The sequence below is a fragment of the Acidimicrobiia bacterium genome (genome assembly GCA_035651955.1).
Lineage (GTDB): Bacteria > Actinomycetota > Acidimicrobiia > IMCC26256 > JAMXLJ01 > JAMXLJ01.
The window spans coordinates 23,971-36,214 of the sequence record DASRES010000054.1; the positions used below are offsets into that span (position 1 = coordinate 23,971).

General features: G+C 71.9%; 11 protein-coding genes. 5 read left to right on the forward strand and 6 right to left on the reverse strand.

Features of this window, described 5'->3' with window-relative positions; all coding sequences use genetic code 11:
- Positions 1-30 precede the first annotated feature (30 nt).
- Complete coding sequence (locus VFC33_12125) at positions 31-930, forward strand: alpha/beta hydrolase (protein HZR13982.1); 900 nt, start codon at positions 31-33, stop codon at positions 928-930.
- A 75-nt stretch (positions 931-1,005) separates the two neighbouring features.
- Here the strand turns inward: VFC33_12125 and VFC33_12130 are convergent, their stop codons facing one another.
- Positions 1,006-1,944 (reverse strand): sigma-70 family RNA polymerase sigma factor, encoded by a 939-nt coding sequence (locus VFC33_12130; GenBank protein ID HZR13983.1) that lies wholly within the window; start codon positions 1,942-1,944, stop codon positions 1,006-1,008.
- Positions 1,945-2,213: 269 nt separating this feature from the next.
- Between VFC33_12130 and VFC33_12135 the strand changes: the two genes are divergently transcribed.
- On the forward strand, positions 2,214-2,534 hold the full coding sequence (locus tag VFC33_12135; GenBank protein ID HZR13984.1) for an antibiotic biosynthesis monooxygenase family protein: 321 nt from the start codon (positions 2,214-2,216) through the stop codon (positions 2,532-2,534).
- Positions 2,535-2,543: 9 nt separating this feature from the next.
- Here VFC33_12135 and VFC33_12140 read toward each other — a convergent pair whose 3' ends face one another.
- The 5 genes from VFC33_12140 to VFC33_12160 form a co-directional block, all read right to left on the reverse strand.
- The gene (locus tag VFC33_12140) at positions 2,544-3,185 is read right to left on the reverse strand and encodes a hypothetical protein (protein HZR13985.1); all 642 of its coding nucleotides are present in this window, start codon (positions 3,183-3,185) and stop codon (positions 2,544-2,546) included.
- A 2-nt stretch (positions 3,186-3,187) separates the two neighbouring features.
- Positions 3,188-4,018, reverse strand: coding sequence for a DUF455 family protein (locus VFC33_12145; protein HZR13986.1), 831 nt, complete (start codon positions 4,016-4,018; stop codon positions 3,188-3,190).
- A complete protein-coding gene (locus VFC33_12150; protein HZR13987.1) occupies positions 4,015-4,677 on the reverse strand; it encodes a hypothetical protein in 663 nt (220 codons plus the stop codon). Before VFC33_12150 ends, VFC33_12145 begins: the two co-directional genes overlap by 4 nt.
- Positions 4,678-4,754: 77 nt before the next feature.
- Positions 4,755-5,627 (reverse strand): DMT family transporter, encoded by an 873-nt coding sequence (locus VFC33_12155; protein HZR13988.1) that lies wholly within the window; start codon positions 5,625-5,627, stop codon positions 4,755-4,757.
- Positions 5,615-7,324, reverse strand: coding sequence for an NAD+ synthase (locus VFC33_12160; GenBank protein HZR13989.1), 1,710 nt, complete (start codon positions 7,322-7,324; stop codon positions 5,615-5,617). Before VFC33_12160 ends, VFC33_12155 begins: the two co-directional genes overlap by 13 nt.
- 63 nt (positions 7,325-7,387) lie before the next feature.
- Here VFC33_12160 and VFC33_12165 point away from each other — a divergent pair, with 63 nt between their 5' ends.
- From VFC33_12165 to VFC33_12175, 3 genes are all read left to right on the forward strand, one after another.
- Positions 7,388-10,180 carry a bifunctional [glutamine synthetase] adenylyltransferase/[glutamine synthetase]-adenylyl-L-tyrosine phosphorylase gene (locus VFC33_12165; GenBank protein HZR13990.1) on the forward strand — a complete coding sequence of 931 codons (2,793 nt, stop codon included), beginning with the start codon at positions 7,388-7,390 and terminating at the stop codon, positions 10,178-10,180.
- 142 nt (positions 10,181-10,322) lie between these two features.
- Positions 10,323-11,276: a DUF3500 domain-containing protein gene (locus VFC33_12170; protein ID HZR13991.1), complete on the forward strand. Its 954-nt coding sequence runs from the start codon at positions 10,323-10,325 to the stop codon at positions 11,274-11,276.
- Complete coding sequence (locus VFC33_12175; protein HZR13992.1) at positions 11,273-12,193, forward strand: alpha/beta hydrolase; 921 nt, start codon at positions 11,273-11,275, stop codon at positions 12,191-12,193. The genes VFC33_12170 and VFC33_12175 overlap by 4 nt, the downstream gene beginning before the upstream one ends.
- Positions 12,194-12,244 lie beyond the last annotated feature (51 nt).

Genomic DNA, 12,244 nt, shown 5'->3' on the forward strand with positions numbered 1-12,244 from the left:
GGTCACCGCCGACCGATAGCCTGCCGCGCCATGCCGACGCCCCGCGCGCGTCATTCGCGCGACATCCCGCCGGGTCGCTTCGTCGACGTCGACGGCCCCGTCCACTACCGGGAGTGGCCCGGGCCCGACGACCTCACGATCGTGTGCGTGCACGCGCTCGGCCGGAACCACTTGTCGTGGATCGGGCCCGCGCCCGCGCTCGCGAAGCACGGGCGCGTCCTCGCGTTCGACATGCCGGGCTACGGGCTCACCCCGCGCGACGGCAGGCGGGGAACCGTGCCCGCGCAGCAGCAGACCCTGAACGGCTTCCTCGACGCGACGACCCACGGGCCCGTCGTGCTCGTCGGCGAGTCGCTCGGCGGCGCGGTCAGCGCGCGCCAGGCCGGTCAGGATCCGGACCGCGTCGCAGGCGTCGCGCTCGTGAGCGCGTACATGCCGCCGGTCTTCGGCGGGTGGCGCGCGCCAGCCGTCGTCAGCGGGCTCCTGCTCGAGCGTCTCGGTGAGCTGGGCCGGATCCTGGTCGACATCCCGCTCGACCGCATCGTGCCGCGGGTCGGGCGGGTGCCGCTGAGCGACGAGGTGCGGCGCCTCGCCGCGGAGATGCAGCGCGAGGAGCCACGCACCCTGCTCTCGAACGTGACGGACGCCGAGGCGCTCGCGTCGCTCGTGACGATGTCCGCGCTGACCTCGCGGGCGCACGAGATGTTCGACGCGATCCGCTGCCCGGTCCTGATCCTGCACGGCGAGGTCGACGCGGAGGTGCCGGCCGTGTGGGCGCGGGCGGCCGCCGCCGACCACCCGGACTGGGAGCTCCACGTGATCCGGGAGGTCGGCCACATCTGCGATCTCGACGACCCCGGGCTGTGGGCGAGCATCGCGACCCGGTGGATCGAGCAGACGGTGAAGCCGCGAGCGCGTCGCGAGGCCTGAGCGGGAGCCGACGCGCCGAGGCCGGGCGCTCGACCCGGCCTCGTACGAAGACCGCCGTGCGGCGGCAGGAACGGATCAGACTGCGAGCAGGTCGCGCGCGCCCGTGTCGGCGGACGGGTGACGCAGCTTCGACATCGCCCGGGCCTCGATCTGGCGGATGCGCTCCCGGGTGAGGTTGAAGTACTCGCCGACCTCCTCGAGCGTCCGGGGCTCACCCCGATCGAGCCCGAAGCGGAGCGCGAGGATCTGGCGCTCCCGCTCGTCGAGCGGCGACAGCAGCTTCTCGATCTCCGCGGGCAACAGCGCGGTCGCGGCGACCTCGAACGGCGACTCGGCCGAGCGGTCCTCGACGATGTCGCCGAGCTCGGCGTCCCCGTCCTCGCGCAGCGGCTCCGAGAGGGAGAGCGGCTCGGCGGCGAAGCGGAGCGCCTCGGTGACCTTGTCCTCGGGCATCTCGACCTCGGCCGAGAGCTCGGCCAGCGTGGCCGGACGACCGAGCTTCAGCTCGAGGCGCGAACGCGCCTTCTGCAGACGGGCGAGCGTGTCGCCCGCGTGCACGGGGAGCCGGATCGTGCGACCCGTGTTCGCGATGCCGCGGGTGATCGCCTGGCGGATCCACCACGTCGCGTAGGTCGAGAACTTGAAGCCCTTGCGCCAGTCGAACTTCTCGACCGCGTGCATCAGGCCGAGGTTGCCCTCCTGGATGAGGTCGAGGAGCGGCAGGCCGGACGCCTGGTACTTCTTCGCGATCGACACGACGAGACGCAGGTTGGACTGGACGAACGTCCGCTGCGCGTCCTCGCCGTCACGGCCGACGCGGCGCAGCTCGCGCTTCTTCGCGGGGGTCAGGCTCTTCCCGCCGGCCAAGAGCTCTTCGCGCGCAGCGTTGCCGTTCTCGATCTGCTGCGCGAGGCGGACCTCGTCGTCCTTCGTGAGCAGCGGGTACTGCCCGATGTCGGTCAGGTACAACCGGACGAGATCTTCCTCGTCCCGCTCGACGCGCTCCTTGGCCACGCTCGCTGTCCTTCTCGTCGGTCGGTCCGGCACTTCGCCGGTCCGACGCGACGGCTCGGTCGACTCTTCCCTGACAGTTTCTGGCAACGAGGAAGAGAGCGCGCTCGGCTACATCGGTCGAACGGTCCACAGTCGAGCTGCACTCACCCCGGTACTGAGTACGATACCGGTGCCGTCAAGATTGGTTGTCCACAGATTTCCCCCCGTCTCTGTGGACAACGGTGTGGACGACGGGACGGGCGGGCGAGCGGCGCGGGAGGGTGGACGCGGTGGCCGACGACGTCGAGCTGTCGGTGGTCGCCGGCTCCTTCCGGGCCCGGCCCGGCCAGGAGGCGACGCTCGCCGCGCTGCTCGCCAAGTACGTCGTGCTGACCCGGATGCGGCCCCACTGCCGAAACGTCGACCTCGTCATGTCGGTCACGGAGAGTGGTCGATTCCTCGTGGTCGAGAAGTGGGACGATCCCGATGCCCAGCGGGCCCACCTCGATGCCGAGGAGACGGTCGAGATGGCGCGCGCCGCGGTCGAGATCCTCGCGGCGAAGCCCGATCTCGGGCTCTACGAGGTCGTCAGCGCGCACGACCTCGACTGACGAACGGCGTCAGGCCGGCGTCGCGTCCGGCTTCGGCGCCCGGAGCTGCTCCTTGCGCAGCGCGGTGCGCTTCGGACGTTCCCGCGTGTCGGCCGCGTCCGTGTCGCGGCAGGCCTGCTCGAGGTCGTCCCACGTCAGCGCGTCCGCGTGCCACAGCCGCTCGAACACCGCGTCGGCGACGTCGTTGAACCCGTGCTGGAGCCGGTAGTGGTACAGGAGCCGGTCGGGACGGGTCGCGGGGACACCGAGCCGCGCGGCCCGGCCCTCGGTCCAGACGTCCCATGCCGCACGCTGGCGGTCCGAGAGCTCCTCGTCCGCGGGCGCGTTGCCGAACTCGGGACGCAACCGGTCGCACGCGCGCAGGAACGCCCGGGCGAGCTCGGCTCGGGCGAGCTCGTGCTGGAACTGCAGCGGCCGCTTCGGATCCTCGAAGTTCGCACCCGACATCCACATGTCGACCCGCGGCGGGTCGCCGAGCACGTCGACGAACGTGCCTGTGAGGGGATGCGGCAGCACCTCGTCGATCTCGAGCGCGACGTCCACGTCGTCGGGGAAGCCGGTGACGCGCGCCGCGTCGACGGCGAGCCCGTGGACCGTCGCGGTGTGGTAGGGGACGAGCCGGAACGGGTCGGGCGTGACCGTGATCGTCACCGTCAGGCCCCGTACGCCCCACCCTGCTGCGCCGCCGCGGCCATCGCCTCGGCGTCCGCCTGGGCCTGCTTCGCGATCTCGGCGAGCTCGTCCATCTCGGCGTCGTCGAACCCCGCCATGGCGCGGAACCTGCGCGCGAGGTGGATCGGGTTCTCGTCACCCTCGCCGCGGAAGCCGCCGAGGCTGAAGATCTTGTCGACGGTCCGCTGGAACTCGAGCGCCCGGTTCCGGCGCTCCGTGTCCTTCTCGGTGAGGCGGCGGAGCCAGTCGGAACCCATCTTCACGTGGGTGACCTCGTCGGCGAGCATCCAGTCCTCGCAGAACTCGAGCACCGGGTCGCCCGACACGTCGCCGAACTCCTTCATCGTGTTGAAGACGTCGATCGCGAGGCCTTCGAGCGCACGGTTCACACCGCAGAGACGCAGGACCGGGTCGTCGGCGCACGCGGCCTCGTAGAGGAACGTCGACTCGGTGAACTCGCCGATCTCGGTCCCCATCCACTCGGAGAGCTTCACCGAGATCTCGACGTGACGCGACTCGTCCCAGCACTGGCGCGCCATGTCGAGCTTCAACGCGAACGGGGCGTCCTCGTCGTCGAAGTCGAAGCAGGTGCGACCCGCGCCCTCGAGCGCCTGGATCTCGCCGACGAAGATGCCGTGCATCAACGAGCGGGCCCGATCCGCCGCCGCCGGGCGGGACGGCTCGAGCTTCGCGGAGCCGAGGTCCCGCTCCATCATCGCCATGTTGCGCGGGTCGAGGACGCGGTCCTCGATCTTCGTGCGCACGAACCGCTCGTCGCGGGCCAGCTCGTTCGGCGGGAAGATCTTCCTCACGCCAGGACCTCCTCGTTGTGCGTGTCCTGCGCAGTGCCCAGGCTACCGGGGCCCGCGACACCGCCGGCCCGGACCATCAGCTGCTCGAGCTCCGTCTGGCGACGCGACGCCCGCTCCACCTCTTCGGGCGTCGCGAGCAACGACTGGAGCAGCATCTCGCCGTCGCGCCAGTCGTCGATCTCGTCCTGCAGCGCGAACCGCAACGACCGCATCGTCGGCGCGTCCGTGATCGAGCTCGTGGCGTTCAGGTGGTACGTGTACGCGCCGATCAGGCGCGGCTGCAGGACGCGGTAGACGCCGACCAGCTTCTCGATGGTCAGCTCGGGCGCCTCGGGCTCGCGCAGCGCGTCGACGAACGCGACCAACTCGTCGTTGGCCGGCACCGTGAGCCGCTCGGGGTTCATCTCGCGCAGCTCGGGGAGGCGCTTGTGCCAGAGCTCGGCGTGCCAGGCGTGGTGGTAGCACTGCCGGCCGAGGACCATCTTCACGTCGAGCTCGGGGATCGTCGCGACCCAGCCGCCCAGCGCCTCGAACAGGCGCATCTCGATCCACTTGTAATTGCCGACGCGGCGGGCGGACTCCGAGACGTCGAACAGGCCGGGCAGCTCCCGGCGGTCCCACGGCGCGAACGCGGGGCGGGGCTTCGTCGGGTCGGCCAAGGCGGGTGACCTCCAGGTCGGCGGCGCGTGACAGTCTCCGCTGCCTTGACCGCCCGGTCAAGGACGCTCGACGCGGGTCAGCGTTCGGCGACCTCCTCGACGAGGATCGCGGCGAGGATCACCGCCGCGCCCGCCGCGCCGAGGGCACCGAGACCGTGACCGGTCGCGTACGCGGTCGCCGTCGCGAAGACGGGCTCGAGCGAGAGGAGCAGCGCACTGCGCGTCGCGGACGCGTGGCGCTGCCCGTAGACCTGGAGCGTGAACGCGAGCGCCGAGCACGCGAGGCCGGTCACGACGATCGCGGTCCACGCCCGCACCGTCAGCGCGCCGGGGCCGGTGACCGCGAGCGCGGGCAGCGTGAAGAGCGCGAGCGCTCCCATCTGCGCGGTGTTGAGCACGAACGGATCGAAGTGCGACGACCAGCGACCGAGGATGACGATCTGCACCGCGAACGCGACGGCGCACCCGAGCGTCAGCGCGTCGCCGGCACTGACGTGGAGCGTCGCGCCCGTGATGAGGAACAGCCCGAGTACGGCCAGCCCGACGGCCACCACCGTCGACCGCCGGAGCGCGTGACGACGCAACGCCACCTCGATGAGGGGCGTGAACACGACGAACAGCCCGGTGATGAACGCCGCGCTCGACGGGTCCGTGTACTGCAGCCCGACGGTCTGCAGCAGATAGCCGGCGGTGAGCGCGACGCCGAGCGCGACCACGACACCGAGGAACGCGCGGCTGCGCACGCCTTCGATCGACGACGCGCGCCTTCGCGCCGCGAACGGCGCGAGCGCCGCCGTTCCGATCGCGAACCGCAGCACGATGAACCCGGCCGGGCTCACGTCCTGCAGCGCGTCCTTCACCATCACGAACGTGACGCCGAAGCACGCGGCCGCGACGACGAGCGCCGCGTCGGGCGCGTCGACCCGGACCCGCGACGTCAGCTGGACCAGCGGTTCGTGATGGGCAGACGGCGGTCCTTGCCGAACGCCTTCGGCGAGACGCGCACGCCCGGCGGCGCCTGCCGGCGCTTGTACTCGTTGCGGTCGACGAGCGTCGCGACGCGTCGGACGACGTCACCGTCGAGACCCGTCTGCTCCAGATCGGCGACGGACTGGTCCTCCTCGACGTAGCCCTCGAGGATGTCGTCGAGCACGCCGTACGGCGGCAACGAGTCCTCGTCGCGCTGGTCGGGGCGCAGCTCTGCGCTCGGCGGCTTCGTCAGGACCGTCTCGGGGACGATCTCGCGCCCGGCACGCTCGTTGCGGTCGACGCACAGCGCGTACACGAGCATCTTCGGCACGTCCTTGATGACCGCGAAGCCACCGGCCATGTCGCCGTAGAGCGTGGAGTAGCCCGTCGCCATCTCGCTCTTGTTCCCCGTCGTGAGCACGAGCGAGCCGAACTTGTTGCTGATCGACATGAGCAACGTGCCGCGGATGCGGGCCTGCAGGTTCTCCTCCGCGAGCCCGCTCGCCGTTCCGGCGAACGCGGGCTCGAGCATCTCGAGGAAGGCCGCGTGCGCGGTCTCGATCGGGATGGTGATCGTGCGGATGCCGAGGTTCGCGGCGAGCCGGTCGGCGTCCGTCACGCTGCCCTCGCTCGAGAACCGCGACGGCATGAGCACGCCGAGCACACGATCGGGGCCGAGCGCGTCCGCCGCGATCGCGGCGACGAGTGACGAGTCGATCCCCCCGGAGAGGCCGATCACGACGTCGGTGAAGCCATTCTTGCGCACGTAGTCACGCGTGCCGAGGACGAGCGCCTCGTACACCTCGCGCAGCGGCTCGAGCAGCGGCGTGACGCGGGCCGGCGCGGCGCGCTCGGCGATGCGCGCGTCGTTCACGCGGATCTCGGGCAGGAGCGGCGCGCTCACACGACCGCGCGGGTCGAGCAGCCGGCGACGGAAGCCCGGACGGACCTCGACGTCGACGACGAGCAGGTCCTCCTCGAACTGCTTCGCGCGCGCGAGCAGACGACCGCCCTCGTCGAACACCATCGACGCGCCGTCGAAGACGAGCTCGTCCTGGCCGCCGACGAGGTTCACGTACACGAGCGGGACTGACGCGTCCGCCGCGCGCGTCGCGAGCATCGTCTCGCGCTCACGGATGCGGCCGGCGTAGTAGGGCGACGCGTTGATGTTCACGACGATCTCGGCACCACCCGCGGCCTGGCTGAGGATGGGGCCCGTCGGGCTCCACGCGTCCTCGCAGACGCTGAGCGCGACCCGCACCCCGTTCACCACGAAGAGCGGACCGTCGACGTCGGACGCGACGAAGTAGCGCTGCTCGTCGAACACGCCGTAGTTCGGCAGGAGGTGCTTCCGGTAGACGCCGTGCACCCGACCCTGCGCGCACAACGCCGCCGAGTTGTAGAGGTCGCGGCCCGCTTCCGGGTAGCCCACGACCGCCGCGGCGCGGCCGGTGCGCGACGCGAGCTTCTCGAGGCTCGCCGCCGCCTCGGCGACGAACGCCGGGCGCAGCAACAGGTCCTCGGGCGGGTAGCCCGTGATCGCCAGCTCGGGGAACGCGACGACGTCGCACCCCGCCTCCTCGGCGGCGTCGTACGCGCTCAGCATGCGCTCGACGTTGCCGTCGAGGTCACCCACGACGAGGTCGAGCTGGGCGGCGGCGATGCGCAGGCGCGGCACACCCACAGGATACGAGCACGTGCGGGGGCAGCCCTCGCTCGGCATCGTGCGACACTGCAGTGCGTGGTGAGCGTGCTCGGACGGCCGTCGATCGTCGACGCGATCGAGCGTTCCGCCGACCCGATCACGGCGCGCGTCGCGTTGGAGCGGCTGACGGAGGCCCATCCCGGTCTCGACGCGGAGCTGGCCTCGAGCCCCCGGCTCGTCGACGCGCTCGTCGCGGTGTCGGTCGCGTCGCGGTCCTTGCTCGCCGGGCTGCTCGTCGACGCCGAGATGGTCGACGCGTTGCGCGACGTCGACTCGTTGGAGCGCGAGCTCGACGTTCAAGCGTTCCGTGACCGTCTCGCGCGTGGCCTTGCGGGCGCGGATGATCCGGCCGCGGCGCTCCGGCGCTGGAAGCGTCGCGAGCTCGTCCGCGTCGCGGCACGCGACCTGCTCGGCCTCGCCGACCTGCGCGCCGTGGGTGCGGAGCTGGCTGCGCTCGCCGAGGCGGCGCTCCGGGCGGTGGCAGACCTCGCAGCACCGTCGGGCGGCCTCGCGGTGATCGGCATGGGCAAGCTCGGCGGCTGCGAGCTGAACTACTCGAGCGACGTCGACGTGCTGTTCGTGCACGAGAACGGGGCGGACGACGCCGAGCGGGCCGCACGCCAGGTCCTCGCGCTGATGGCCCACCCGACCGCCGACGGGATCGTGTTCCGCACCGACGCCGACCTGCGCCCCGAGGGCCGCGCGGGGCCGCTGACCCGCAGCCTCGACGCCTACCTCGCGTACTACGAGCGCTGGGCGCAGAACTGGGAGTTCCAGGCGCTGATCAAGGCCCGGCCCGTCGCAGGCGACGGCGACCTGGCGGAGCGGTTCATGACGCGCGTCGCGCCGTTCGTGTGGCCGGCCGTCCTCAACGCCGACGCCGTCCGCGAGATCCGTGAGATGAAGGCGCGCGCCGAGCAGGAGACCAGGCGCCGCGGTGTCGGCGACCGGGAGCTGAAGCGCGGACCGGGAGGGATCCGCGACATCGAGTTCGCCGTGCAGCTCCTCCAGCTCGTGCACGGCCGCCACGACCCGTCGATCCGCTCGCGCAACACGCTCGAAGCGCTCACGCAGCTCGCGCGCGCGGGGTACGTCGACGACGAGGACGCGCGCCGTCTCGATCGCGCGTACCGCTCCCTGCGTACCGTCGAGCACCGGCTGCAGCTCTGGGACGAGCAGCAGACCCACACGCTCCCGACCGACGCGTCGGCACGCGCCCGCCTCGCGCGCGTCCTCGGCTACCGCGACCGTGGCAGCGCGTCCGCGTGGGCGCAGTTCGAGGCGAACCATCGAGCGCAGCAGGCGACGGTCCGGTCGATCCACGAGAAGCTGTTCTTCGCGCCGCTGCTCGAGACGCTCGCCGGAACCGGTCCGCTGTCGATCGAGGCGGCCGAGGAGCGGCTCGTCGCGTTCGGCTTCACGGACGTCGCGCAGGCGCGTGCCGCGCTGCACGAGCTGACGTCCGGCCTGACCCGCCGTTCGCAGCTGATGCAGCAGCTCCTCCCGCTCGTCTTGGAGTGGTGCTCCGTCGCGCCCGATCCCGACCTCGCGCTGTTGCAGCTGCGCCGGCTCGTCGAGGGCCCCGTCCGCTCGACCGCGCTCGCGACCGCGTTCCGCGACGTGCCGGCCACGGCGGAGCGGACGTGCCGGGTGCTCGGGTCGAGCCGCCTGCTCGGGGACGCGCTCCGCCGCCACCCGGAGCTCGTCGAGCTGCTCGGCTCGGACGCGCAGCTCGCGGTCGAGAAGTCGCGCGACGAGCTCGTCGACGAGGCGACGCGCACGCTCACGTGGCGCCAGGACGCGGAGGGCAGGCGTGAGGGGCTGCGGCGGTTCAAGCGTCGCGAGCTCGTCCGCATCGGCGCGCGCGACCTCCTCGGCTTCGCCGACACGGAGACGGCGGGTCGTGAGCTCGCCGCGCTCGCGGACGCGTCGGTGCATGCCGCGCTCGAGATGCTGGCACCGCCGTTGCCGTTCGCGGTGATCGGCATGGGCCGCTTCGGTGGCGCGGACCTGTCGTACGCGTCCGACATCGACGTGCTCTTCGTGTACGAGGGGACGGGCGCGGACGACTTCGCCGAGGCCGAGCGCGTCGCCGAGGCGCTCATGGTCGAGATCGGCGCGACGACGGCCGAGGGTCAGACGTTCCGCATCGACGCCGCTCTCCGTCCGGAGGGCAAGCAGGGCCCGCTCGCGCGGTCGCTCGACGGGTACCGCGAGTACTACGAGCGCTGGGCGTTGACGTGGGAGTTCCAGGCGCTCCTCAAGGCGCGGCCGGTCGCGGGTGACATGGAGCTCGCGGCCCGGTTCTGCGACCTCGTCGAGCCGTTCGTGTACCGCGACCCGTTCCCGGACGACGCGGTGCGCGAGGTGCGGCGGATGAAGGCGCGCATCGAGCGCGAGCGGATCCCGCCCGGCGAGGACCCGCAGTTCCACCTGAAGCTCGGGCGCGGCTCGCTGTCCGACGTGGAGTTCACGGCACAGCTCGTCCAGCTCGAGCACGGCGCGCGCATCCCGTCGCTGCGAACGCCGTCGACCGTCGTCGCGCTGCGCGCGGCCGCGGCCGCCGGCGTCCTCGACCCGTCCGACGCATTCGCGCTCGAGCAGTCGCACGCGTTCTGCTCACGCGCGCGCGACTACCGGTTCCTGCTCACGGGGAGCCAGCGCGAGTCGCTGCCGCAGGACTCCGTGGAAGCGCTGCGCCTCGCACGGATGCTCGGCTATCTCGGCCGTCCGCAGGCGTCGTTGCGGGACGACTACCGCCGCATCACGCGCCGCGCCCGGCGTGTCGTCGAGCGGGTCTTCTACGGCCGCGAGCCCGACGCCCCCTGACCGGTTGGTACACGAGTCGCGGTCCTGGGCGCGAGTTGTGTACCAACGCGGGATGGCGGCGGGACGATCTACCGTCTGTGTCCGTGGCTCCCTCGGCTCCGCCCTCCCGGCCATCCGGCCAGGGCTCCGCCTCGTAGCGCACATGGACCTGGCCTCGTCGCTCGCGGACGCCACCGGCACGTTCCTCGGGTCGCTCGACGGCTCGCAGCGCGCGCTGGCGTGCATCCCGTTCGATCACGACGACGAGCGGCACACGTGGGCGTACTGGCCGACGGAGCGCCGCGGCATGCCGGTGTCGAAGCTCGAGCGCGCGCAGTCGAAGTCGTTGCACCGGCTGCTCGCGACGCTCGTCCCGCTGCCCGCGTTCGCGCGTGTCGTCACGATCATGGGGCTCGACGAGGTGCTCGACCGGCTGGAGCGCTACGGCAGCGACCGTCGTCACCGTGACGACTACTGGCTGACCGTCTTCGGTGAGCCGGGTGCGGACGCGTGGGCGGTGCGCTACGAGGGGCACCACGTCTCCCTGCACGCGACGGTCGTCGACCGCGAGGTGCGCCTCACGCCGTTGTTCCTCGGCGCGAACCCCGCGTCGGTGCACGACCACGGGATGACGGTCGTGGCACCGCTCGCGGTCGAGGAGCAGCTCGGCTTCGACCTCCTGCACGCGCTCACGGTCGAGCAACGAGCGTCCGCGGTCGTCGCCGACGTCGCACCCGACGACATCGTGACCCGCAACGACCGGCACGTCGGCGACTCGATCCCCGACGACGGCGTGCCGATCGCGGCGCTCACGGGCGTGGCCGCGGACACGGCTCGCCGGCTGCTCGACGTGTACCTCGCCCGCTTCCCCGCCGGTGCACGCGTGCCCGATCCGGATCGGGCCCGCTTCGCGTGGGCGGGCGCGCCGGAGCCGGGCGTCGGGCACTACTACCGCGTCGCGGGCCCCCGGTTGCTCGTCGAGCTCGACAACACCCAGGACGACGCGAACCACGTCCACACCGTCGTGCGCGAGCCGTCACACGACTTCGGTGAGGACGTGCTCGCGGAGCACCACCGTCGCGCGCACGCGCGGGAGGCAAGAGAGGAGCAGGGATGATGTGGCCCGAGGAGTACGAGGGGCTGCGCGACGAGGCCCGGGCGATGGCGGACGCGATCCGCGAGCTCATGAGCGCCGACGCCGCGACGATGCCGACCGACACCGCGGGACGCGTCGCGGCCGAGCGCCGGATGATGCAGTCGTTCGAGGTCGAGTCACCGGACGGCACCGACGAGTCGATCGCCGGCGTGCCCTGCCGCGTGTTCCGCAGCCCGTCGCCGCGAGGGACCTACGTGCACTTCCACGGTGGGGCGATGATGCTCGGGAGCCCGCGCATGAACGACGTCGGCAACGCGGAGATCGCGAAGACGCTCGGCGTGGACGTCGTGTCCGTTGACTACCGACTCGCGCCCGAGTACCCGTTCCCGGCCGGCAGCGACGACTGCCTCGCCGTCACGAAGGCCGTGCTCGACTCGACCGACGGGCCCGTGGTGGTGGGCGGCGAGTCGGCCGGCGGCTACTACGCGGCCATGACGCTGCTGCGCGTGCGCGACGAGCTGGGTGCGATCGACCGTGTGACCGGCGCGAACCTCGTCTTCGGTGTCTACGACCTGAGCGGGACGCCGTCGGGTGTCGGGGTGAGGCCGAGCAACGTGGCGGACATGCTCGACCCCGAGCTGAGCGGCTTCGTGCTCGAGTGCTTCCTCCCCGGCGTGTCGCGTCTCGACTCACGCGCGCCGCAGTACTCGCCGCTGTATGCCGACCTGCGCGACATGCCTCCCGCGCTGTTCACGGTCGGGTCGGCCGACCACCTGCTCGACGACACGTTGTTCATGGCGGCACGCTGGGAGGCGTGGGGCAACGAAGCCGAGCTGGCGGTGTACCCGGACTGCATCCACGGGTTCGTCGCCTTCCCGATGGAGCTCGGCAAGCGCGCACGCGAGCGCATCGGCACCTTCCTGGACGGCTGCTTCTGACCCCACCGCCGTTGTGTGAAGCGTGACCGACGCTCTGTGTCCGTCACGCTT

What these genes read in the sequence shown, in the direction of transcription:
- VFC33_12125 (HZR13982.1), top strand. Translation starts at nt 31, where the DNA reads ATGCCGACGCCCCGCGCGCGTCATTCGCGCGACATCCCGCCGGGTCGC.
- VFC33_12170 (HZR13991.1), top strand. Translation starts at nt 10,323, where the DNA reads ATGGACCTGGCCTCGTCGCTCGCGGACGCCACCGGCACGTTCCTCGGG.
- VFC33_12175 (HZR13992.1), top strand. Translation starts at nt 11,273, where the DNA reads ATGATGTGGCCCGAGGAGTACGAGGGGCTGCGCGACGAGGCCCGGGCG.